This is a genomic window from Ignavibacteria bacterium, from assembly GCA_017303675.1.
Taxonomy (GTDB): domain Bacteria; phylum Bacteroidota; class Ignavibacteria; order Tepidaquicellales; family OLB5; genus OLB5.
Window position 1 is genome coordinate 911,193 of sequence record JAFLBX010000001.1, and the last position, 22,220, is coordinate 933,412.

Sequence of the window (22,220 nt, forward strand, 5' to 3'; positions counted from 1 at the left end):
AATAATATTTTTTTAAAAGCATAAACTAATTATTTAACAACATATTAAAATACTCTACCGAAAAACCCTAGAAAATAGCACTTGACAAACGGAAAATAATCTGCTATTATTGCCGTAGTTATACATACGGCAATATTTAAGTTAATAAAAAATAGCTAAAATTTAAAAAATACACATAAAAATAAGAGATAATGAAATTTAAGTTAATTACAGCCATGTTTTTTGTAATTTCGGTAGCTTTTCCAATAAATTCACAATCAGTTAAAGATATGAAATGGGAATTACCATCATGTGAAATAAAGTTAACCGGGTCTATGGGTTCAGGCAATTTGCCAGGCGAAATAGAGGAAAAAGTGACAGAGAGAAATTCTGACTTTACTTCCGCTGGTGATTTTTACAATTCAATCAACACTAATAATGTAATTGAATTCAAGCTAACAAAACCGGGATTTGTTAATATAAAAATCTATGATGCTAAAGGAAACACGATCGATGAACTGGCAAGAAGCAGTTTCAGCAAAGGTGATCACAAAGTTACCTGGAACAGCTCAAAATTTTCAGAAGGAATTTATTATTATTCAGTTATAACCGGTGAATACTCAATAACAAAAAAATTAAAATAAAAAATATAAAGAAATAAATTTCAAATAAAATATGAAAACAATAAATAAATCATTAAGGCTCTTTATTTCGGCAGCAATTTTAAACATTATTCCTTTTTTAATAACCGGTTGCGATATAGGGGGAGATATAGTAATTCCAAGCGGAGCAACGGAGCTTAGTGTAAACGTTAAAGCTGATGATAATATTTCAGATAATCCGGCTGATGTTGTGGTAATAACCGAAGCAAAGGCACTGATTACAGATATACAGTATGAAAGAGAAAGAGACGGGTTGAATCAGCTTCACCACACTGGACCTTATGTCATTAGCCTTGATCTAAACGGCAGCTTGAAAGAACTTATGAAAGGTTATGTTGTACGCGATATTTATACAAAGGCAAAATTCCAGGTGCATAAAGCAGAAGATGGCCAGCAGATATCAGATCCTGAGTTTATCGAAGGTACCGGTGAAAACCAAAGATATTCATTCATAGTAAAAGGCACCTATAACGGAACGCCTTTTATATACAAATCAAAAAAATCGATGGATATTGTTATCAATTTTAACAAATCAAGCAATGTAAAGAACAAAACTCATAATTTCACAATGCTATTCAACAAAACAGGCTGGTTTAAAAACGGGACAACCGTTCTAAATCCAAACCTTCCGCAGAATGCTGATATGATTGATAACAACATAAAATCATCATTTAGAAAAGTGTTCCTTGACGATAACAAAGATGGCGTTGCAGACGATAATTAAGAATAAATTTTATCATTAAAAAAGGTGAATAATATTTTGAAAACATCAGAGTGGTTTAAAATCAAATTCAATTCAACTAATACATATTTTTGGATCTATAATAATGGTACACTTGAAAGCACTAATAATAATAGAAGCAATTCAGAGCTTTTAAAGAATTACCACAGGCGTTCAATTGAAACAACGAAACAAGACTTAAAGAACAAATTAAATAGTCAATAAATTACTAAATAACAGAGATATAAGAGTTTATATATTAAATTATTTATAGTATTGACAAAACAAACTTATTATATTATTATTGCCGTAGTTAAACAGACGGCAGAAATTCAATGAAAGAAATCATCCAAAATCTCGAAGCTTTAGGGTTCACAAATTACGAATCCAAAGTATTTTGTGTGTTGTTTGAAGGAAATCTTCTGACGGCAAGCGAAATAGCAAAGAAAGCTGAAATTGCCCGTTCTTCTGCATATGATATACTTAAATCGTTTACAGAAAAAGGGATATGCAATGAGATACAAACGAGCAGCGTAGCAAAGTATGAAATTATCGATCCGAAAGTTGTACAGGATAAGATAGAAAAAGAAATACATGATACATATGTAAGCAAGTCAACAAAACTTAAGGATTCTTTTGATAAGCTTACGCCGATCTTTAAAGCTAAGGAGCTTGAGGGGGAAAAGGTCGACGTGGAGCTTATCAAGGGATTCAACAAACACCGCTCAGCAAAATTCATGCAGCTTTGGGAAGCATCAACAAAAGAATTATTGCTTATGAATAAGCTGGAAGTTATGGCGGATACATCAATAGATGAGTTTACCGCTAACTTTGTTAAAAACGGCGGCATTATAAAAACAATTTATGAAGTAAGCGAAAATTTCAGGATAAATGAAGGCGGCAAATGGGTTGTGGTGGGAGCTGAAAAGCTTATAGATATTTTAAAAGAAACCGAAGGTGAAGGCGGAGAAGTTAAGCTTACTAAAAAAGTTTACCAGAACATGGCAATATTTGACAGAAAGATAGTTTATATCAGTCTTGTTGATCCGACAGTATCAAGATACAACAGGAGTGATATTATTGTGAAGAACCAGAATTTTGCAGAGGCTATGGCATTGTATTTTGAGCAATCCTGGCGTGATGCAGAAAAGCCGGAAGATTTTAGGGATAAATTTCTAACGGTAAACAACGGATAAATTAGAGGGAATATAAATTTGAAGACAATTATTAAGATATTTATTGTTGCGTTACTTTTTACCCGGGGAGCCTTGATATTTTCACAGGCTTATACCTGGCAGCCTTTGGGCAGCGGACTTAATAACGGTACAAACGATACGGTAAAAGCAATTACTTCGTTTAACGGAAAAATAATTTACGGGGGAAATTTTTCTCAAGCTGGCGGGATCAGCGCACAGAACATAGCCGCTTATGACCCTATAACTAATACCTGGTCAGCATTAGGCTCGGGGGTTAACGGCGAAGTAAAAGCTTTGTTCGTCTCCGGTTCAGAATTAATAGTAGGGGGAAGCTTTACACAGGCAGGCATTACAAATGCTAACCGTGTTGCAAAATGGAACGGTACGAACTGGTCTGCTATGGGAAGCGGCTTTGGTGATGATGTAAATGCTTTAATAGTTTACTCAGGTAGCATTATTGCCGGCGGGAATTTTTCAATGCCGGGCGGAAATAATAATGTTGCACGGTGGAACGGCTCCAGCTGGGTCACAATGGGTAACGGACTCACCGGCAGCGGTGACAGGGTCAATGCATTCACACTATTCCAGGGCAACCTGGTTGCAGGGGGCCGGTTTGAGGAATCAGGTTCAACCAATATCAGCAATGTTGCCAAGTGGAATGGCTCAACATGGACAGCATATAAAAGCGATGAATTTGATGACGATGTAAATACGCTAACAGTATATAATAATGAACTGTATGTTGGCGGAGATTTTACCCACATTGGCGGTAATGACAGAAGATACATTACAAAATGGAACGGTTCAAACTGGTTAAATGTAGGCGGCGGACTTGATGACGGGCCGGTTGAAGCATTGAGTGTTTATAAGAACACACTTATTGTAGGCGGAAACTTCAGGGAAACAGGAACAGGTTTATTTGTTGACAGAATTGCAAGCTGGAACGGAAGCATATGGGGAAGAATGCTTACCGGGCATAATGATCATGTCTACGCTCTTTATACTTATAATTCTACAGATACAATACTGTTTACAGGCGGTGAATATTCAACAGCCGGAGGTAAATGGTGCTACAGTGCTGCAATGTGGGGAAGTTACCCCACAGTAACAGTCAGCGGCCAGGTAAGGTATGCCGATAACAATGCTGTAGTAACAGGCGGTAAGATAAAGATACTCAGAATGGATGTAATTACCAGGGAGATCATTGCCGTAGATTCAACAATTGTTGATGCGCTGGGAAATTATACTCTGAACCGTGTACCCAGAAGAGACAGTACTTTAAGAGTAATGATATTTCCGGATGATGAATTATTAGACCAGCTTATTGATACAGGTTTTGTACCGACTTATTACCCGTCAACAATTCAATGGCTTACAGCCGGTGTATTATACGCAAATACGAATTTAAGCAGCATTAATATTAATGTGATCAGAAAAAATGCTTTTTCAGCAGCCGGCAGCATTGCTGCAAATATTGGCGGTTACGCATATTTAAACATTATGCCTGAGCTTCCCGGTACTGGATTTCCGTTCCTGAAAGGTTCAGTTGTTTATCTTAAAAAAGATACCAGCATGGTAAGCTTTGCAGTCACAAACGAAAACGAGCAGTATACTTTTCAGAATATACCGCCGGGAAATTATTCATTAACAGTACAAAGGCTGGGATATGAAACTGAAACCAGGCAGGTAACAGTAGGTTCGGTAAACCTGGATACAGTAAATTTTTACCTGGATACTATGAATGTAATAGGGATCGTGAATATCAGTTCAAATATTCCTGATAACTTCAGTCTCGGGCAGAACTTTCCGAATCCGTTCAACCCTGTAACCAGGATCAGGTTTAATATCAAAAACTCAGAATTTACCGAGCTTAAAATTTTTGATATGCTTGGCAGGGAAGTAAAAACACTGGTAAGTGAAAACTTAGCGGCAGGCGAATATGAATATTCATTTAACGCTTCATCACTTCCAAGCGGCGTATATTTTTACAGGCTAAATGCCGGGAATTATTCAATGACAAGGAAAATGGTTCTTATCAAATGATAATTATATCTTCAATAAATTAATAACTTAATAGTTAACTAGGGGGAATACTATTATGGATCTTAATTCAGTAATCATCAAATCTTTTAAAAACATTTTATTTGCACTCGCAGTACTTGCTATGACACTTCCTATACTGCTTTCAATGCCCGGTTTTTCAGGGTATATAGTCAACGCTTTAAGCGTTTTAGGAATAGGGGAATAAAAAAGAAAGTGACAATTAAAGCAAAATGGGATAAGCTTTACCAGAGGGATATAAACACCTATATGTGGGTGTTCGTAAACGGGAGAATGTTCGTGATTAACGAGGCAGAATATGAACATAAAAAAGAAAAATTAAACAAGAAAATTTATGATGAACTGGTCATAAATAAAGAAAAAGAGAGGAACAAATGAACACACAAAAAAAATCTATAGGTACAACCATATTGCTGGGCATATTATTTATAGTTTTACTGGCATTTACTTCAGGCTGCGGCGATAGCAGCAGTGTTACAAACTCAAACGGAACCGGAAATTCAACCGATAATACAAGCTTAAGCGTTAAGCTTGATGAAAGCGTTACCGGCGCAAACTACCCGGTAATAACCGAAGCCAAAGCTCTTATTACTGAAATTGAGCTTGAAACAGAACCTTCAGGCATCAGCCAGGAGATCAGGATATCACCGGTTGTGATATATTTTAACACAGGCGGGCAGGTAATTTCCGTAACAGCAGCGAACCTTCCTTCAGGTACGTGGAATAAGATCAAATTACAGATACATAAACCGGAAGATACTGAGCCGATACCTGACCCTGAATTCCGTGAAGGAACTAGCGGCAACCAGAGGTATTCATTTATCATAAAAGGTACATATAACGGCAATGCCTTTGTTTATAAATCGAGGAAACGCGCTGATATAATAATAAATCTAAGCACACCGCTTACAACCGGCAACGGTTCAAGGAATATAACATTACTGGTTAATCCTTCATTGTGGTTTATGAATAACGGTAATGTGCTTGACCCCGCAAATTCTTCAAATGATGATCTGATAGATGATAATTTAAAGAATTCGTTCAAACGCGGATTCAGGGATGATAATAAAGATGGTAGACCTGATGATAACTAAATCGTATTAAGTTTATCCCGCTATGCAGAAAAGCGGGACCAGCAAAAAACGCTGGAACGCGGCTTCAGGGATGATAATAAAGACGGCAGACCTGATGATAATTAAATCAGAATATTAATTTTAAGGGATATGAAGTTGAAAAACTTTAATTAACGAGTGCTTCAAAGGTCATGGCAACATGATTCTCCTCTAATATCCCATGGGGTATGGCTCTAACAGGCTGTACCCCTTTTTTTATATTTTTCTGCAATGGTAAAAAAGCTTTTCTTTCTTATCGTTTGCTGTAAAAAAGAAATATTCTTCGCCTCCATCTTTTAGACGGAATACTTTTTTGATCTCCTCAGGCTTAACAGGGAAATTATTTACCGAAACATTAGCCTGGCGTATCGATTTTTCTTTCAGGTACTTTATTACTGCTGATTTCCCGAACGGGAAGTGAGCAACTATCCTGAATTGTCTTCCGAAGCTCACGTTTGAAGGCACGCCAGATGTGCAATACTTTCCGGTATCAGATACCTGAAGTAAATTATATTTTAAAGCGTAATTTTCAGCAAGTCCTGCTTTTATGAGTGAGGCAGAAAGCTCAATAAAATAAACCTGGTCTGTATCAGGACTGTGTTGAGAGGTAAATGTTCTGTTTTCTGAATATTCCTGTATACTTCCATTATTCAATATATTAATTGCCGCGGCAGCAGGGCTGCCTGTGTGATCTCTTTCAAGCAGCACAAGAATTTCCTTAACTTCATTTTCGATCGATATAACCCAGAACCTTTTAATATTATCCAGGTTCTTTTTTATATAAGTAATATCAGTGAGCGGTGAAAGCTTTATCAATACCCGGGAGGATATTGTGAATAATCTTTTCAGAATGTGCAGGATGTTTGGTGAGGAATTATGCAGTGTAACTGACTTTTTACCGGAACTGTCTGCTCTGCGGTCAGCATCAAGATATATAAGTTCTGCAGTTATATCTTCTCTGATATAATCTTCAGCCTTTGCGGTTATTCGTTTTATATTGGTAATCCCAAGCTTTCTGAAGTTCACCTCAGCAAGGAGATTTAATTCACCGTCACTATCAATCGAGGTGACATTTTTAAACTTAGCCGAAAATGCAATATCATCTATCCCAAGTCCGCCTGAGAGATCCAGAAGTTTGCCGCCTTTGAACAACGATGCTTTAAATTCCGCCGCAGCTTCAGAGCTGGCCTGTTCATAGCTTTTTGTGGTTAAATAACACCAATTAGAAGTGAATATTGGAAGTTTTCGGGCAGCTTTAGGGTACAGTGCCAACTGGGCAGCCAGCAGCCTGTAGTTTACAGGGAATGAATTTTTAAGATTCAGTGATGTAGCCCCGGGGTAGTCATTAAGGAATGATTGTAAATCAAACTTTAACAGGTTATTTTTGTATTCTTCAGGTGAGCTCATAACTGCAATATTTGTAAATTCCGGTAACATTTAAATACATAAATTTTTAACATGAAAATTTTATTAACCGTATTGTTCTTAACCAGCTTTACCGTACATTCGCAGGATATTAAGAAATACTTCGATGAATATGATGTTACAGGTTCATTTATGGTATATGATATGTACGCAGATAAATATTATTATTATGATTCATCACGCTGTTTTACCCGTTTTACGCCTGCCTCAACATTCAAAATACCCAACAGTATTATTGGTTTAGAAACAGGTGTTATAGCCGATGAAAATTTTATTATTCCCTGGGACGGAACCAAAAGCAGGGAAACCTGCGATAAAGACCTGACACTGAAGGATGCGATCAGGTTTTCCTGTGTTTGGTATTATAAAGAGCTTGCGCGAAGAGTAGGCGCAGATAAAATGCAGGAAATGCTGAATGCCTTCAATTACGGGAACATGGATATTTCAAGCGGTGTTGATAAATTCTGGCTGGAAGGCAGCCTGAAAATTTCGCAGGCTGAACAGATCGAATTCCTGAAGAAGCTATATAAATATGAGCTTCCGGTTTCAAAAAGATCAGTTGATATATTAAAGAACATAATTATGCTTGATTCAACCGCAGACCATATTTTACGCGGAAAAACTGGCTGGGGTTTTGAACGCAATAAAAATATAGGGTGGCTGGTTGGGTGGATAGAAAAAAGCGACAATATATATTTTTATGCTATAAATATAGAAACAGAAAAAGATAATCCGCGTTTTGCTGAATCAAGGCGGGCAATTACAGAAAAAATATTCAGGGATCTCGGAGTAATTAAATAACATATGCCAAAAACTTTTCTTATTACCGGTGCAACAGGGCTCATTGGTGGATATTTAACCCGGCGAATAATTCAAAATGGTGATAACTATATTGCAATAACCCGCAATCCAGAAGCTGCAGCAGGGAAGCTTAAGGATGCCAAAAAAATATTAAGCCTTGATAGTACGTTAAGTTTAAAAAATGAAGTAATCCACGCGGTAATAAATCTTGCAGGCTCAAATTTAGGAGCAAAAAGGTGGACACAAAGCGCAAAAAAAGATTTTTATGATTCCCGTATAAATATTACTAATAGCCTGGTAGATTTGTTCAGGGCAATGCCTGAAAAACCGGAGGTTTTTGTAAGCGCTTCAGGTGTGGATTATTACGGAGATACAGGCAGCAAAAATATGTTTGAAAACGCCCCCCCGGCCAGAAGCTTTTTGGGTAAATTAACCAATGACTGGGAACAGGCAGCAATAAATGCTGAAACGCTGAATGTGAGAACTGTAATACTGCGGACCGGCCTGGTAATGGCTAAGGATTCCGAAGCTATTAAAAAACTTATTTTACCTGTTAAAATGTTCGTTGGCGGAGCGCTTGGCAGCGGCAAACAGTATGTTTCATGGATACATATTGATGATCTGGTTGATATGTATATTTATGCTGTTGAAAACAGTAACATTCGGGGTATTTATAATGCAGCCGCTCCATATCCGGAAACAAATGCCGGATTTATAAAACACGCTGCAAAGCTGCTTTCAAGGCCGGCTTTTGCGCAGGTACCGGCATTCATGTTAAAGGCTGTACTTGGAGAAATGTCAGCAGTAGTGCTGGATGGCAGGAGGGCAGTTCCCAAAAAGATAATTGATGCCGGTTTTAAATTCAGGTTTGAACATGATACAGATGCATGGAGGGATATACTGAAGGTAAAATGATAAATTACAGAAATAATACAGCCGGAATAATTGAAGCTGACCTTATACCATTTTTTGAAGGTTGGCCTAAAAAACCGGAACCGAGCAAAAGACTGGATATTCTTAACAATAGTGATTATGTAATAATTGCATCAGATGGTAATAAGATAGTAGGCTTTATAACTGCAATCTCAGATAAAACTCTTTCTGCGTACATTCCGCTATTGGAAGTATTGCCGGAGTACAGAAAACAGGGAATAGGAAGTGAGCTTGTAAAACGAATGCTTGAGTTACTTAAAGAATATTATATGATAGACCTTTGCTGCGATGAAAACCTGGAAAGGTTTTATAAAAATACAGGTTTAACAAAAGCAACCGGTATGATAAAACGTAATTATGAGAGGATATAAACTTTTTATTTTCTTGATTTCGGTTCAACTATTAAACCTGCCGGCCCGTACCATTTTTTAATTACTGCCTCTAATCTGCCGTTGATAATTGCAGGGTCGCGGTTCATTTGTTCGCGGGCCTCTTCTTCCGAAACTACATCCAGAATTACAATTCCCCGCATTTCGCCGCCATCCATAAAAGGTCCTGCTAGTTTTGATTTACCTTCATAATACATTCTTTCAAGATTTTCCATATGTCCTTTTTGAATTTCCATTGCTGTAGCTGAATCAATCACCGGTCTATCCTTTACAGCGTTTAGAAAAACAAAATAATACACTTTCATTTCCCAATCTGCCTTTTCGCTGCTGTTTTTTACCGAATCTGCCTGAGTTTTCGAGCTTAAAGAACCGGTACACATCATTAAAGAAATTAATAAAACTACCGTAAAAATTGTTTTCATTTTAAATATAATTTTTATTATTTATTGCTTGATCTTTTTATTTCTTCCATCATAGTAACTCCTTCAGCTTCAGCTTTTGCCCATATTGAAAAATTAAGCATACTGTATAGATTTTGTATGTTGTTATCCACAGGCAGGTTTTTAAGATTAAAATGAAGTTCCCTGAAAAGTTCTTTATGTGCCCGGGGCTCTGCCTTTACCAGCCTCTTGAAATGTGTAAAAATAATGGCTTCGGCTTTTTTTAAAGCATTTTTTTCTCTGAAGAATTTGTACGTGTTTTCAACATTATATTCCAGGAGGTCATAGTTTTCCAGGCCGTAATGAATAACCAGGTTCAGCATTCTGCCGAATAAGTAAACATCACTTTTAAAATTCAATCCTGATTCTTCTGTAAGCCTGTTGTTGTATTTCAAAGCGTGTTCATAATCTCCATCCATTACAAGAAATGCTGCAACATTGCTTAATAAGGAGATCCTTAACTGCGGCGGAATTTCATTGCCGTATTTGGGGAGCTCATCATCAAGTCTTTTTATAAGATTTCTCCCCCTTCTTATATCAGCAGAGCTTTTATATACCAGCATTTCAGAGTTTGCCGCATGAAATGAAATCTGCAGCTGAAGCGAGAGCGGTACCTTATTTTTTAATTTCTTTCTTAAAGCATTAAGCTTAGTGATTGCCGAAAGTACTTCGTTTCTGTGTCCGGTCAACTGAGAAAACATCAGATAATTAATCAGTGCGCTGGAGTAATTCCTCGGATTATCCTCAATGAAATGCCTGTTATTTTCAAGAAGCTCAATTTCCTGCTGAAGCAGTTCTTTTACATTCACTAATTCATTTCTGCCTAAATGATAGAATAGTTTTGTATGTAAAAGGTAAAATTCCATATTAAGGTCTTCAGCACTGCTATATTTACTTATAAGCGGCATTTGCATGATCTTATCCATTTCCTTGCTTCGCTCTGAGTCAGTGAAATCACCTTTTTGTTCTACACAAATAACCATCTGGTCTGATAGCCAGCTGTAATCGAAGTTCTTTTTCAGCTTTCTTACAGTTTCAATTTCCTCTTCATAAAGCTGTTTTCTCATTTCTGAAATATTTTTATCGGGCATTACAGCCAGAATATTTCTTTCGGCAATTAGAGCATCAAGTAGGATCAGGTAATTGGAAAATTTCCTGGCAAGCTCCTTGGCTTTTTTCAGCTGTTTTAATGCCTCACGGAACAGGGCTTTGGATGATAGTACCCTTGAGTTTTCAATATATTCCTTCATCCGGGTTCCAGCATCAGCAGATACTGAATTCGGCCCGAGCGATCTTAAGATCAGGTTAAACAGATAAACCTTATATACCGGAAGCTGTTTTATAAATGATTCATTTTTCAGCTTTTTTTTCAGCAGATCTTCATCATACTCACTCATCGAATCTATAGCGTTAAATAAAAGGATATAATTCTGTTTGCTGCCTGCTTCATTTTTGGCAGCATACTTTTTGAAATATCCTTTCTCTGATTTGTTCATTGATTTTATCAGCCTGAACAGATCATCGCTTACTGTTTTCAATTTTCAGTCCCTAAGCTCTATTTTGTTTATTTTTTTGTTTTAATACTTCAACAAACTGCCTGCCGGAGAGTTTGGATTCAGCCCATGATATAAAATCAAAGAAGACAAGAAAGCTTTGCTCATGGATGTTCTTTTCTTCTTTTTTAAGCTTATATTTCAATTCACTAAACAGCTCATCCAGTTCATCTTCACGGACCTTTATAACCTTTTTAAAGAATTCAATAACCGCAGCTTCTGATTTAAGCAGCTTTTTCTTTTCTTTGAAGAATTTTTCGGTTGAGCTTACAAGATATTCAAGCAGGTCAAAATTACCAAGCTCAAAATGCACAACAAGCTGGAATACCTTGGCAAACTCATATACATCGCTTCTGAAATCAGAGCTTGCTTCATTGAGTACAATATTGATAAAATGCAGAGCCTGGTCAAGATCTCCGTCAAGCAGATAAAAGTAAGCAAGGTCTGTGAGCAGGATTATTCTCCTTTGGGCAGGTACTTTATCTTTGAATTTCTTCAGATTTTTTTCGATAGCGCGGGCTTTCAGCCGGCCTCTTTTCAGGTCACAATTCTGTTCATATATCAGCATTTCAATATTATCAGCATAGAAGAATATATTTATTTCTTCATGCTGTGATATCTTATTTTTCAGCCTGCGCCTCAGGCTGCCAAGCTTCATGATAGTTTCCCTGATATCATTGCGTTTGTGGCTGTAGCTGGAGCATAACAGAAAGTTTATAAGTCCAAAAGCATAGTTCTGCGGATTTTCATCTATAAAATGCGGATTTTTTTCTGCCAGAGTAATTTCTTTTTTCAGGTATTCGTAAATTTTTTCATTTTCCCTTTTAGCTGTGTAATAAAGCAGCTTGGTATGGGTCTGGTAAAGGCTGGTTGTATAAGTATTTGCTGCTGCTTCAGTGGTTAACAGCGGGTGTTTAATGATCTTTTCCATTTCATCTGTTTTCTGCGAATGCTTAAAATCAGCCTGGTGATCAACTAGGATAGTCATTCGGTCAACAAGCCAGCTGAATTCAAAGAATTCATTAAGCTTTAATATATAATCTGTCTGGTCTTTGAATATCTGTTTTCTTTTGGTATAAATATTCTTATCGGGGAATGCGAACAGTAAATTTCTTTCAGCCCCCAGAAGCTCATGAATGAATTTCAGCTTGTCATATTTATATGCCAGCTCTTTCGCTTTTTTTATCAGCTTGCCTGCTTCCTTAAATAAGGCCCGTGAAATAAGGATCTTGATATTTATCATAAGGTCTGTAAGCTTTTCTTCCGCTTTATCCTGTGCGCCATATTGGTGCAATGCTTTTAGTATCAGGTTAAACAGATATACTTTGTATACAGCGATCTGTTTTAAGAAAGTCTCTTTTTTTAATTTCTTCCGCAGCAGGTCTTCATCATATTCTTCCATACTGTCAATTGCATCAAACAAGACCAGGTAATTTTGCCTGCTTCCGCCAGCATTTTTCGCGGCAAATTTCTTAAAATAGCCTTTTTCTGATTTATTCAGGGTTTTTATGAGCCTGAAGAGGTCATCACTTACTGTTTTCAACCGGTCTTAAATTTATACTTTCGAAAATTAATCAAATTTATTGAAAAATAGCGAAATTAATGGATTTTTGCAAATTAAAACCATCAAATAACTCCATCAGCCTTTAATTTATGGGGAAATTCAATTTTTCCCGGCGGTCATTAAAACATATCTTTGCTTCATAAGAGAGAAATACTAATGCTCTCAAACAGATTTGAAAGGAAATAATACAATGCATCATAAAATATTAAAACACCTGCTTTCACTTTTTTTCGTAATAATACTGCTTACGATCCTGGGGCTGCAGTGGGCAGTAAAAGAAAACAGTCAGTTAACCAAAGAAGCAGTGAAACAGGAAACAGAAAATTACAAATTAATAATTCCGAGGTACCCGGAAAGCCCGGAAAAGATCCATCAGGAAGCAAAGATATATTAAAAAACAGATCCATACCGGAAAATACATTAAAAGGCAAAACGAACAAGAACAAAGAATCAATTAAAAATAAAACTAACCAATCTAAAATAAAAAGAAAGAATAAAAAATGATAACAGTAATTGCAATATTTTCGATAATCTTTACACTTATAGCCGGAGAGCTATATGCAGTTTACAGCAGCTACAGGGAAGACCTGAAAGATAAAAACGAAGCATTAAAAAAATTAAATTACTCCTCCAGGTAATTTCTTTTGGAATCCCCCTTTGATGAGAATATTGAAGGGGGATGAAAAAAGCACAAAACAAAAACAACTAATCTAACTAACTAATAAAATATACAATAATGAAAATAACTAAAAGAATAATTTTAACACTACTTCTGGCGGCTTCAGCGGTTTATCCGCAGACATGGGAATGGGTAAATCCCAAACCGCAGGGTAACAATCTCCAGTCAGTGGTAATGAACAGCAACACCGAAGGTTTTGCCGTTGGTATGCTTGGAACAGTTATGAAGACAACTGATATGGGAAGCAACTGGCAGGTATTGAACGTACCCACCAAAAAACACATGTATGATATAACATATTCATGGTTAAATGATGTTTTTGCATGCGGCGATAGCGGTACGGTTATAAACACATGGAATCTTGGCGGTAACTGGGCTGTTACACAGACCCCGGTAACAACATCTTTAAGGGGAATTTTCTTTCCTTCCAGGGATACAGGTTTTGCAGTCGGCTTTGGCGGGAAAATTGTACGCACCACAAACCAGGGTGCGGGCTGGCATTTGATCACGGTGCCATATACCAGGAATTTTAATGCCATACATTTTATCAATAAAACAACCGGATTCATAGCCGGCGATATGGGATTTTTTGCTAAAACAACAACTTCAGGTCTTACCTGGGATACAGTTTCTACCGGAACGACATCATCACTATTCAGGATGTATTTTAATACTCTTGGAACAGGTTACATTGTTGGTACACAGGGCAGAATACTGAAAACCACAAATTTCGGAACAACATTTGAATCAAGTATTTCCATAACTACATCAGGTCTCTACGATGTATCATTTGTGGGAAATTTTGGTGCGATCACAGGCGAGCAGGGCGCTATATGGACAACAACCAACGGCGGTGTAAACTGGACTCCGGTTTATTTCGGGCACACACCATTCAGAGGAATAACTAATAATTTTACTAACAGCTTTATTGCCGTTGGAGAAGGCGGAAAAGTATATACTTCAACAAACGCAGGTACAAACTGGGTGGGGAAAGTTACTTCCCAAACGGGTACAATCTATTCCAGCGCTTTTGCAGACGCAAATACTGGGTTTATCGGCGCATTTGGCAATAAATTTCTTAAGACAACCAACGGCGGAGAAAACTGGACTGAAATTCAGAGTTTAATCAGTTCTTACATTTATGAACTCAAATTCCTAAACAGCCAGTTTGGATACGGAATTCATTCAAGCGGGTATTATATAAAAACAACCAATGGCGGCGCAAACTGGCAGGGAAATCAAATAGCTGCAGGAATGTACGGTTGGTCAATTCATTTCACTTCAACTTCCAGCGGTTATGCTGTCGGGGATCCAGGAAAAATATACAGAACAACCAATGGCGGAGATAACTGGACAATTTCCACACACACCTCAAATGTTTATTTGACAGGTATAAGCTTTGTTAACGATAATACAGGTTTTATAACAGGTCACAATGGTTTGGTCTTAAGAACAACAAATGCAGGAAACAGCTGGGATTCGCTTGCAACCGGAACGACTTCAATTTTAACAAAGGTCGTTTCTAATCAAAACGGTGTAATTCTGGTATCAGGTATTTTCGGCAGAATTATGAAATCAACTAACCTTGGCAATAACTGGGTATCAACCACAGGGTTAACACCATTTACAATCAATGATGTGAAATTCCTGAATAATAATACCGCTTATGCTGTGGGTTCTGGCGGAGAGTTGTTTATATCGCACAATGCAGGCGATACATGGGTAAAAGAACAGTCAAAATCAGGAAATATTATCAGGACTTTAAGTATAGTATCACCTTCAAAGCTAATGCTATTTGGCGAAGAAGGTAACATGCTTAAATATACCCCTGATCTTACATCAACCGGAAATGGCAATAATAATATGCTGCCTGCAACTTATGCACTTCAGCAGAACTTTCCGAACCCGTTCAATCCTTCAACAAATGTTAAGTTCACAATTCCTTCAGAAGGTAATGTAAGGCTTACAGTATTTGATATAACGGGCAGGGAAGTGAAGACCCTGATAAATGAAAAAATGCCAACAGGCAGCTATGAAATAGCATTTGACGGCACCGGGATTTCATCAGGCGTATATTTCTACAGGCTTGATGTAATATCAACAGGCGGTGTAAGCTTCAGTGATACAAAGAAAATGATACTCGTAAAGTAAAATACAGGATAATAACCGAAAAAGATAAACATAATGAAAAATTTAAAATATATAATAACGATCTTAATAATAGCTGTAAGCGGATCATTTGCTCAAAGCTGGCAATGGGTTAACCCGCTGCCGCAGGGCAACCCGCTTAATGCAGTTAGCTTTATAAATGATAATACTGGCTTTGCCGCAGGCTTTCTTGGAACAATGCTTAAAACAACCAATGGCGGCTTAAACTGGAATGCAGTTAGTGTAAACACACAGCGCGATATATGGAAGATATTTTTTGCTACTTTAACAACTGTTTACGCATGCGGAGACAGCGGCCTTGTACTTAAATCAACTGACCTCGGCTCTACATGGTCACAGGTAAATATCAATACACCAAGAACGATGAGAGCTATACAGTTCTTTGACCAGAACACAGGAATTGCAGCAGGCTCATCAGGACAAATGTTCAAAACAACAAACGGCGGAATTAACTGGACTGCATACAATTCCGGGACCGGCGCTGATATCTGGACGATATGGTTCACAAGCCCGGATGCAGGTTACATACCAAACGGCATTGGCGCAATTCAGAAAACAAATAACGGCGGCGCCAACTGGACAGTTGTAAATACAGGCAGATCTACTTTTATAACAAAATTATTTTTTGCAAACGGTACCGGTTATGCTGCATGCACACAGGGAGAAGTATTAAAAAGCACGAATGACGGTCAGTCATGGTTCCTTGTTGGCGGGGCAACATCTGCTACAGTTAATGATATTTTCTTTACAGATGCCAATAACGGTTCGTTAGTTGTTGAGCTTGGCAGGGTTTATAAAACCACTAATGGCGGTGTTAACTGGACCCAGACATTAGGAGTACCGCTTTCAGGCAGAGCATTGACATTTATTAACGGCAAAGGATTTATGACAGCTGCAGGCGGAAGGATATTCCGTTCAACAAACAGCGGCAATGACTGGAGCCCGGTTGTAAATAATGTAATAACGAATATATCGGGACTTTCAACTCCAACACCGCTGGTTAGCTATATGGTAGCAGAAGACAGGATAGTATATAAATCAACCGATGGCGGTAACAGCTGGAGCCTGTTCCCAACACCGGTAAATATGAGCTTTACCAATTGTATAGAATTTGCAGACGCAAATACCGGAATAATTGCAGGTTCTACCCCCAACCTTAAGCGCACAACAAATGGCGGTTTGAACTGGGTAACAATAGATCCGGGAACAACTTCAGATCTTTACGGCGCGCAGTTTATTAACTCAAATACCGGATTTGTAACCGGGGATATGGGTGTTGTCAGTAAAACAACAAATGCCGGGCTTAACTGGACCCCGATCAATACAGGCACAAGCCATTCCTTTGAAAGCGTTTATTTTCTTGATGAATCAACCGGATTTGCAGGCGGAATGAACCAGAAGCTCTTCAGAACTGTGAATGGCGGCCTGAACTGGTCACAGGTTACAAGCGTAAATTCATCTGTACATGATATTCATTTTGTGAATGCAAGCACAGGATTTGCTGCCTGCAGCTTTGGTATCATTTTCAGGACAACAAACGGCGGCGCTAACTGGGATTTGCAGCAGCATGGATCATTTCAGCATAATTCCATCGCATTTATCAACAGCACAACCGGTTATTCCTCAGCGGATGACGGAAATATCTATAAAACAACCAATACTGGCATCAACTGGATTGCAGAACCGCGGGTTACTATTAATTCAATAAATGAGCTTGGTGTAGCCGCCGGAAATAATATTATTGCGGCTGGTTATTATGGAACAATATTGAAATACGGGCTGAATGTAACATCAACAGGCAACAATAATACCGGTGTTCCTTCAAAATTCTCACTTGAACAGAACTATCCGAACCCATTCAATCCTGAAACAAAAATTAAGTTCTCAATTCCTTCGGAAGGAAATGTAAAGCTTTCGGTATTTGATGTAACCGGAATGCTGATAACTGAACTTGCGTACGGCAATATGATGGCCGGAAGCTATGAAAAGAGTTTTGTTGGGTCAGGATTTTCTTCAGGCGTGTATTTCTACAGGCTTGATGTAACCGGCAGGGATGGGTTGAGCTTTAGCGATACAAAGAAAATGATACTTGTTAAATAATTCATATAAATAATAATTCAACTAACATATAACTTAAATAACTAAAACTAATGAAAAAATTTAAAAAAATAATATTCATATTCCTGGGGTTGATCACAGTACTGGGTGTATCGGGATATGTATATTTTAACCAGCAATTCCCGAAACAAATAGCAGCAGAAGATATAAAGATCGAAGTAACACCGGCAAGGCTTGAAAGAGGAAAGTACATATTTAATCATTCAGCCGGCTGCGTAGATTGCCATTCCACCAGGGATTTTTCGAAGCTCTCGGGTCCGATAACCCCCGGAACAGAAGGAAAAGGCGGAGAAAAATTTGATGAAGAAATGGGTCTTCCGGGCACATTTTACTCAAAGAACATTACTCCGCATGGTGTGGGTAACTGGACTGATGGTGAGTTAGTTCGCGCGATAACAGAAGGTATAAGCAAAGATGGCACCGTACTTTTCCCGATAATGCCTTACCTTGTCTACGGAAAAATGGATAAAGAAGATATTTATTCAGTGGTAGCTTATATTAGGACACTGCCTTCAATTCAGTATGATCCGCCGAAGAGCCATGCAAACTTCCCAATGAGCATGATAATGAAAACGATACCCACAGAAAAACAATTCACGCCAAAACCGGATAAAAGCAATATAATAGCTTACGGCGAGTATATGACCAGGGGAGCATCATGCAGTGACTGTCATACACCTTCAAAAGACGGCGCACCTATTCCCGGGAAAGAATTTGCCGGCGGTATTGAATTCAACCTGCCGGGCAATACGGTTGTAAGAACAGCGAACCTTACACCTGATAACGAAACCGGGCTTGGGCTCTGGACAAAGGAACAGTTTATAAAAAGATTTAAACAGTGCAGCGATCCCGCATATGGAAATACACCTTATAAGCCGGGTGAGTTCCAGACTATTATGCCGTGGACAATATACGCTGGCTTAACCGAAGAAGACCTTGGCGCAATTTATGAGTATTTAAGAACCGTCCCGGCTGTAAAGAACCAGGTTGAAAAATTTTCTGTGAAAACTCAATATTAATATTTTTAGCTTCAATGCAGGGTTTTAATACGGAAAATTATCACATGAGTTTCCTTTACAGTTAGGGGGTTAGTTGAACGGCGGGGAGGAGTGGTTACCTCCCCGTTTTTATAAATCTGCAATGAGTTCTATTCTTCATCTTCACACATCAGCCAGTTGACTGATTCTTCAAAATCATCGAAAGCATTAACATTATATCCCCGGTTAGAAGCACACATTTCCAGAAATCTAGCCTTATCAAAATCATGCTGCGCTCCCAGAAGGATCGCAATTTTTTTCCTGAAAGCCTGGCGATGATTACCTACAGCGGTAACCAGCTCGTAAATATCTGAGAGTGACAGGCCCGGTTCTGTTTCCCTGATATCAACCAGTATATCATGAAGATCATCCGGAGTGTTTAATCTGGCAATTTCTTCCAGCACTTTTTTGCTTTGTTCCAGGTTAAGCTGTCCTGAAGCAGTAGTTTTGATGAAATCCCTGGTTTTAACGAATTTTATCTCTGCCTTCATTATATTTAATTTTTGGTTTTAAAAAGGAAGATGTGTTAGATCTACATTGCCGCCTGATACAATAATACCGATTTTTTTATTCTTAAACCCGCTAATGTTTTTCAGCAGGGCAGCAAACGCAACTGCGCTGGAAGGCTCAATTACAATTTTCATTCTTTCCCATATCAGCTTCATAGCATTTATTATCTCATCTTCGGTAACTGTAATTATCTCTTTTACAAATTGCTTAATGACAGGGAAAGTAATATCACCCAGCGATGTCCGCAATCCGTCAGCGATTGTATTAGGGTTTTTAACCGGAATTATCTTTCCCGCTTTAATGCTTTCATAGCCATCCGAGGCATTTAGAGGCTCTCCGCCAAAAACAGCGGTAGCTTTTGAAAAATTATAAAACCCAAGCGCAATACCGCTTAACAATCCACCTCCGCCTAACGGCGTAATAACTGCATCGAGCCGCTCTGCTTCCTCGATCAGCTCAACCGCGCAGGAAGAATGCCCTGTAATGACATTAATATCATTTGAAGGATGAATGAATACAGCTCCGGTTTTTTTCTGAACTTCTTCGCATTTGGATTCCCGGTCAGAGGGATTATTGCCGGAATAAATTATTTCAGCACCGTAGCCAAGCACTGCATCACGCTTTGCAGGTATGACACTTTCAGGCATTACAATTGTTGCTTTAATTCCGGAGCATTTAGCCGCATATGCAAGCGCTTGCGCAAAATTACCAGAAGAATGTGTAATTACACCGTTTGCTTTTTCTTCCGGAGAAAGCTGTAAAACAGCGTTCAATGCTCCGCGTATTTTAAATGAACCGGTTTTCTGAAAATTTTCACACTTGAAAAAAATCTCGGTTTCAGTTATTTCATTTATTAGCCTGGATGTTAATACCGGTGTTCTGTGAATAAATGGTTTCAGATGATCTGCAGTTAATCTTATTTTTTCTTTACCGGGAAGCTCGATCGCCATTTTTATTTGAAGAGGATTTGTAAATTTTTATTATTGCAAATATAGCAATTATGAGCCAAACAATATTTACAAAAGTTGAGGGGTATGCATAATAAAACAAAGTATTAATTATCAGGCAAATACTTCCTGCTATATTCAGTGCCTGGTATAGTTTTGAGTGCGCAGTAATTTTGTGGAGGCTAAGCAATCCATACGCTGCAAGTACAAAAACTGAACCTGCCCAGCCGGTGATATCTATAAGTAATTTTTCGTTCAAAATTTAACACACCCCGTTCGGCTAAAGCCGAACACCCCTCTCAAGAGGGGAATTTATTATTATTTTGTTTTTGCAGATTCCTGCTTTTGTAGCAATGACAAAGCACTTTGGAGACGTACTGGTTACCAGCCTTTAGTTTTTTTTAAATTAACAATATGTGCCAAATGATGATCCGAGTGCCATGCATATAAATGCATAAGTGATGCAATCGTCATTTGCTGCATGCTGCCGGGGTGGTAAAGCCTGCGTTCTGTATCACCGGGCTTCATGCCCTTTAGCATTACTACCCACCTTCTGTGCAGGGCTTCAAGCAGCGGCAGTGAAAGCTCAAGTGAGCCTGATTTAGCATCCGGCAACTCTGCCCAATCAGCTTCTTCGTATGGACGGATCGTAGGGTTATCTTCGGTGAGCGCCAGTTTGAATCTAGTGTAGCTGTTTATGTGGCTATCAGCTACATGATGCACCACCTGCCTTATGGTCCAGCCTTCGGGGCGGTATTGAGTATCAAGCTGTTCATCGTTTAAGCCGTTTATCGCCTGCTTAATTTTTGAGGGAAAAAGTTCGATGGTATTAATATACCATTTAACATCATCCGGTGTGTAACTTTCTTTAGGTGAAAATTCACCAATTGGATACCTGAGAGCTTGAAGATCAGTTTGATTCATTTAAGTGAGCTTGATTATTTGTTAAATATACTTTTTATTCTTTCCATGCGGTAATCAAAAATGTGCTCCAGTTTTTTCTTTACAGCAAGTTTATGTATTGCAGGCTCTAAAATTCTTCCCGGGGGAAGATATGATACTATATCTTTGACAATTGTTCCATTTGGGTGTGACTCAAAAATATGTTCATGTATCCATATTTTGTACGGACCCTTGATCTGTGTATCAACAAACCTGTAAGGAGGTTCCCATGTGGTTATTTCTGTTTTCCATTTAAAAGAAATTCCGCTCAGCCTGATCCTGTAATCAATAAAGGCGCCCTGTTTCATTTCAATTGGCAGCGGGGTAACAATTTTAAAATTAAGCTCTGGCGGAGTAATTATATTCAGGTTTTCGGCTTTAGAAAAAAAAGCAAATACTTCTTCAATTGTTTGGTTAACAAGCGTCTCCCTGAAAATTGTACGGAGATTATTCATTATTGTGCATTTTCATGTTTATTAATATATTTTCCAGTGAGTTCAATTCTTTTCTTTTTTTGATCACAAAGATAAGTTTTGAATCCCTGTATTCCTCCAGCCATTTTTTGAATTCCGGTTCATATACTTTTCTCACAATATTCATAGCTTTGAACATTCTGATTGTTTTATTCCAGATCCAGCTATCTGGCGGGTCATACGGATTCTGTCTGAATGTATATTGAAAATGTCTTTTAACGGCGTTTAAATAACTGAACCATGGAGAATATGCAAGGTAGATTACGATTTCTGAAGCATTTAGTCTGGTTTTTATAGTAGACTGGTACGACCAGCCTTCAACTATCCAGCTGGCACTATTTAAAATTACCGTCAGTTTCTGTAAATGTTCACGTTCATCCAGGCGAACCCAGTTTTTTCCAAAAGTAATTGTATCTAAATGTGTTACGGGAAGATTTAATTTTTTTCCAAGTTTATCCGCTAAAGTTGATTTTCCGCTTCCGCCATTTCCAATTATGATTATTTTCATT

The 22,220-nt window shown here is 38.1% G+C and carries 25 protein-coding genes; 15 read left to right on the forward strand and 10 right to left on the reverse strand.

All coding sequences use genetic code 11. The annotated features are described in order from the left end of the window. Window positions 1-191 precede the first annotated feature (191 nt). The 7 genes from J0M37_04135 to J0M37_04165 all read left to right on the forward strand — a co-directional run bounded on the left by J0M37_04135 (window position 192) and on the right by J0M37_04165 (window position 5,713). Window positions 192-623 carry a T9SS type A sorting domain-containing protein gene (locus tag J0M37_04135; protein ID MBN8584261.1) on the forward strand — a complete coding sequence of 144 codons (432 nt, stop codon included), beginning with the start codon at window positions 192-194 and terminating at the stop codon, window positions 621-623. 31 nt (window positions 624-654) lie between these two features. Continuing rightward, window positions 655-1,365: a hypothetical protein gene (locus J0M37_04140; protein ID MBN8584262.1), complete on the forward strand. Its 711-nt coding sequence runs from the start codon at window positions 655-657 to the stop codon at window positions 1,363-1,365. A 332-nt stretch (window positions 1,366-1,697) separates the two neighbouring features. After that, complete coding sequence (locus tag J0M37_04145; protein MBN8584263.1) at window positions 1,698-2,558, forward strand: hypothetical protein; 861 nt, start codon at window positions 1,698-1,700, stop codon at window positions 2,556-2,558. 18 nt (window positions 2,559-2,576) lie between these two features. Continuing rightward, window positions 2,577-4,601: a carboxypeptidase regulatory-like domain-containing protein gene (locus J0M37_04150; GenBank protein ID MBN8584264.1), complete on the forward strand. Its 2,025-nt coding sequence runs from the start codon at window positions 2,577-2,579 to the stop codon at window positions 4,599-4,601. 55 nt (window positions 4,602-4,656) lie between these two features. Beyond that, complete coding sequence (locus J0M37_04155; GenBank protein ID MBN8584265.1) at window positions 4,657-4,806, forward strand: hypothetical protein; 150 nt, start codon at window positions 4,657-4,659, stop codon at window positions 4,804-4,806. Window positions 4,807-4,814: 8 nt separating this feature from the next. Then, entirely contained in the window at window positions 4,815-4,997 is a 183-nt protein-coding gene (locus J0M37_04160) for a hypothetical protein (protein MBN8584266.1), read from the forward strand. Then, on the forward strand, window positions 4,994-5,713 hold the full coding sequence (locus tag J0M37_04165) for a hypothetical protein (GenBank protein ID MBN8584267.1): 720 nt from the start codon (window positions 4,994-4,996) through the stop codon (window positions 5,711-5,713). Before J0M37_04160 ends, J0M37_04165 begins: the two co-directional genes overlap by 4 nt. A gap of 234 nt (window positions 5,714-5,947) precedes the next feature. Here the strand turns inward: J0M37_04165 and J0M37_04170 are convergent, their stop codons facing one another. Further along, on the reverse strand, window positions 5,948-7,168 hold the full coding sequence (locus tag J0M37_04170; protein MBN8584268.1) for a hypothetical protein: 1,221 nt from the start codon (window positions 7,166-7,168) through the stop codon (window positions 5,948-5,950). A 21-nt stretch (window positions 7,169-7,189) separates the two neighbouring features. On the opposite strand from J0M37_04170, the gene blaOXA reads away from it, so the two are divergent. Genes blaOXA through J0M37_04185 form a run of 3 tightly spaced genes read left to right on the forward strand, consistent with a single transcriptional unit; the run spans window position 7,190 to window position 9,261 of the window. After that, window positions 7,190-7,957: a class D beta-lactamase gene (gene blaOXA / locus J0M37_04175; protein ID MBN8584269.1), complete on the forward strand. Its 768-nt coding sequence runs from the start codon at window positions 7,190-7,192 to the stop codon at window positions 7,955-7,957. Between the two features lie 3 nt (window positions 7,958-7,960). Further along, entirely contained in the window at window positions 7,961-8,872 is a 912-nt protein-coding gene (locus tag J0M37_04180) for a TIGR01777 family oxidoreductase (GenBank protein ID MBN8584270.1), read from the forward strand. After that, entirely contained in the window at window positions 8,869-9,261 is a 393-nt protein-coding gene (locus J0M37_04185) for a GNAT family N-acetyltransferase (protein ID MBN8584271.1), read from the forward strand. The genes J0M37_04180 and J0M37_04185 overlap by 4 nt, the downstream gene beginning before the upstream one ends. 5 nt (window positions 9,262-9,266) lie before the next feature. On the opposite strand, the gene J0M37_04190 is transcribed toward J0M37_04185, so the two are convergent. From J0M37_04190 to J0M37_04200, 3 genes are read right to left on the reverse strand one after another with little or no spacing between them, the layout of a single operon-like run. Beyond that, entirely contained in the window at window positions 9,267-9,701 is a 435-nt protein-coding gene (locus J0M37_04190) for a hypothetical protein (GenBank protein ID MBN8584272.1), read from the reverse strand. A gap of 17 nt (window positions 9,702-9,718) precedes the next feature. After that, window positions 9,719-11,257, reverse strand: coding sequence for a hypothetical protein (locus tag J0M37_04195; GenBank protein MBN8584273.1), 1,539 nt, complete (start codon window positions 11,255-11,257; stop codon window positions 9,719-9,721). A 10-nt stretch (window positions 11,258-11,267) separates the two neighbouring features. Then, complete coding sequence (locus tag J0M37_04200) at window positions 11,268-12,815, reverse strand: hypothetical protein (GenBank protein ID MBN8584274.1); 1,548 nt, start codon at window positions 12,813-12,815, stop codon at window positions 11,268-11,270. Window positions 12,816-13,026: 211 nt separating this feature from the next. Here J0M37_04200 and J0M37_04205 point away from each other — a divergent pair, with 211 nt between their 5' ends. The 5 genes from J0M37_04205 to J0M37_04225 all read left to right on the forward strand — a co-directional run bounded on the left by J0M37_04205 (window position 13,027) and on the right by J0M37_04225 (window position 18,821). Beyond that, window positions 13,027-13,230 carry a hypothetical protein gene (locus tag J0M37_04205; protein ID MBN8584275.1) on the forward strand — a complete coding sequence of 68 codons (204 nt, stop codon included), beginning with the start codon at window positions 13,027-13,029 and terminating at the stop codon, window positions 13,228-13,230. 106 nt (window positions 13,231-13,336) lie between these two features. Further along, a complete protein-coding gene (locus tag J0M37_04210) occupies window positions 13,337-13,474 on the forward strand; it encodes a hypothetical protein (protein ID MBN8584276.1) in 138 nt (45 codons plus the stop codon). A gap of 98 nt (window positions 13,475-13,572) precedes the next feature. Continuing rightward, window positions 13,573-15,666 carry a T9SS type A sorting domain-containing protein gene (locus tag J0M37_04215; GenBank protein MBN8584277.1) on the forward strand — a complete coding sequence of 698 codons (2,094 nt, stop codon included), beginning with the start codon at window positions 13,573-13,575 and terminating at the stop codon, window positions 15,664-15,666. Between the two features lie 33 nt (window positions 15,667-15,699). Next, window positions 15,700-17,784 carry a T9SS type A sorting domain-containing protein gene (locus J0M37_04220; protein MBN8584278.1) on the forward strand — a complete coding sequence of 695 codons (2,085 nt, stop codon included), beginning with the start codon at window positions 15,700-15,702 and terminating at the stop codon, window positions 17,782-17,784. A 50-nt stretch (window positions 17,785-17,834) separates the two neighbouring features. Further along, entirely contained in the window at window positions 17,835-18,821 is a 987-nt protein-coding gene (locus J0M37_04225) for a cytochrome C (protein ID MBN8584279.1), read from the forward strand. Between the two features lie 128 nt (window positions 18,822-18,949). Here the strand turns inward: J0M37_04225 and J0M37_04230 are convergent, their stop codons facing one another. From J0M37_04230 to J0M37_04255, 6 genes are all read right to left on the reverse strand, one after another. Continuing rightward, complete coding sequence (locus tag J0M37_04230) at window positions 18,950-19,330, reverse strand: hypothetical protein (protein MBN8584280.1); 381 nt, start codon at window positions 19,328-19,330, stop codon at window positions 18,950-18,952. 18 nt (window positions 19,331-19,348) lie between these two features. Beyond that, window positions 19,349-20,299 carry a threonine/serine dehydratase gene (locus J0M37_04235; protein ID MBN8584281.1) on the reverse strand — a complete coding sequence of 317 codons (951 nt, stop codon included), beginning with the start codon at window positions 20,297-20,299 and terminating at the stop codon, window positions 19,349-19,351. Beyond that, entirely contained in the window at window positions 20,277-20,555 is a 279-nt protein-coding gene (locus J0M37_04240) for a hypothetical protein (protein MBN8584282.1), read from the reverse strand. The genes J0M37_04235 and J0M37_04240 overlap by 23 nt, the downstream gene beginning before the upstream one ends. Before the next feature lie 122 nt (window positions 20,556-20,677). Continuing rightward, window positions 20,678-21,220, reverse strand: coding sequence for a putative metal-dependent hydrolase (locus J0M37_04245; protein ID MBN8584283.1), 543 nt, complete (start codon window positions 21,218-21,220; stop codon window positions 20,678-20,680). A gap of 14 nt (window positions 21,221-21,234) precedes the next feature. Further along, window positions 21,235-21,693 (reverse strand): SRPBCC family protein, encoded by a 459-nt coding sequence (locus J0M37_04250; protein ID MBN8584284.1) that lies wholly within the window; start codon window positions 21,691-21,693, stop codon window positions 21,235-21,237. Continuing rightward, on the reverse strand, window positions 21,686-22,219 hold the full coding sequence (locus tag J0M37_04255) for a hypothetical protein (protein MBN8584285.1): 534 nt from the start codon (window positions 22,217-22,219) through the stop codon (window positions 21,686-21,688). The genes J0M37_04250 and J0M37_04255 overlap by 8 nt, the downstream gene beginning before the upstream one ends. Window position 22,220: the final 1 nt, after the last annotated feature.

Bases quoted from the DNA above. Each gene is read 5' to 3' on its own strand.
- J0M37_04185 (MBN8584271.1), top strand. From the start codon at position 8,869: ATGATAAATTACAGAAATAATACAGCCGGAATAATTGAAGCTGACCTT.
- J0M37_04140 (MBN8584262.1), top strand. From the start codon at position 655: ATGAAAACAATAAATAAATCATTAAGGCTCTTTATTTCGGCAGCAATT.
- blaOXA (MBN8584269.1), top strand. From the start codon at position 7,190: ATGAAAATTTTATTAACCGTATTGTTCTTAACCAGCTTTACCGTACAT.
- J0M37_04190 (MBN8584272.1), bottom strand. From the start codon at position 9,701: ATGAAAACAATTTTTACGGTAGTTTTATTAATTTCTTTAATGATGTGT.
- J0M37_04215 (MBN8584277.1), top strand. From the start codon at position 13,573: ATGAAAATAACTAAAAGAATAATTTTAACACTACTTCTGGCGGCTTCA.
- J0M37_04180 (MBN8584270.1), top strand. From the start codon at position 7,961: ATGCCAAAAACTTTTCTTATTACCGGTGCAACAGGGCTCATTGGTGGA.
- J0M37_04230 (MBN8584280.1), bottom strand. From the start codon at position 19,330: ATGAAGGCAGAGATAAAATTCGTTAAAACCAGGGATTTCATCAAAACT.
- J0M37_04170 (MBN8584268.1), bottom strand. From the start codon at position 7,168: ATGTTACCGGAATTTACAAATATTGCAGTTATGAGCTCACCTGAAGAA.
- J0M37_04165 (MBN8584267.1), top strand. From the start codon at position 4,994: ATGAACACACAAAAAAAATCTATAGGTACAACCATATTGCTGGGCATA.
- J0M37_04135 (MBN8584261.1), top strand. From the start codon at position 192: ATGAAATTTAAGTTAATTACAGCCATGTTTTTTGTAATTTCGGTAGCT.
- J0M37_04255 (MBN8584285.1), bottom strand. From the start codon at position 22,219: ATGAAAATAATCATAATTGGAAATGGCGGAAGCGGAAAATCAACTTTA.
- J0M37_04235 (MBN8584281.1), bottom strand. From the start codon at position 20,299: ATGGCGATCGAGCTTCCCGGTAAAGAAAAAATAAGATTAACTGCAGAT.
- J0M37_04155 (MBN8584265.1), top strand. From the start codon at position 4,657: ATGGATCTTAATTCAGTAATCATCAAATCTTTTAAAAACATTTTATTT.
- J0M37_04210 (MBN8584276.1), top strand. From the start codon at position 13,337: ATGATAACAGTAATTGCAATATTTTCGATAATCTTTACACTTATAGCC.
- J0M37_04250 (MBN8584284.1), bottom strand. From the start codon at position 21,693: ATGAATAATCTCCGTACAATTTTCAGGGAGACGCTTGTTAACCAAACA.
- J0M37_04225 (MBN8584279.1), top strand. From the start codon at position 17,835: ATGAAAAAATTTAAAAAAATAATATTCATATTCCTGGGGTTGATCACA.
- J0M37_04220 (MBN8584278.1), top strand. From the start codon at position 15,700: ATGAAAAATTTAAAATATATAATAACGATCTTAATAATAGCTGTAAGC.
- J0M37_04245 (MBN8584283.1), bottom strand. From the start codon at position 21,220: ATGAATCAAACTGATCTTCAAGCTCTCAGGTATCCAATTGGTGAATTT.
- J0M37_04145 (MBN8584263.1), top strand. From the start codon at position 1,698: ATGAAAGAAATCATCCAAAATCTCGAAGCTTTAGGGTTCACAAATTAC.
- J0M37_04205 (MBN8584275.1), top strand. From the start codon at position 13,027: ATGCATCATAAAATATTAAAACACCTGCTTTCACTTTTTTTCGTAATA.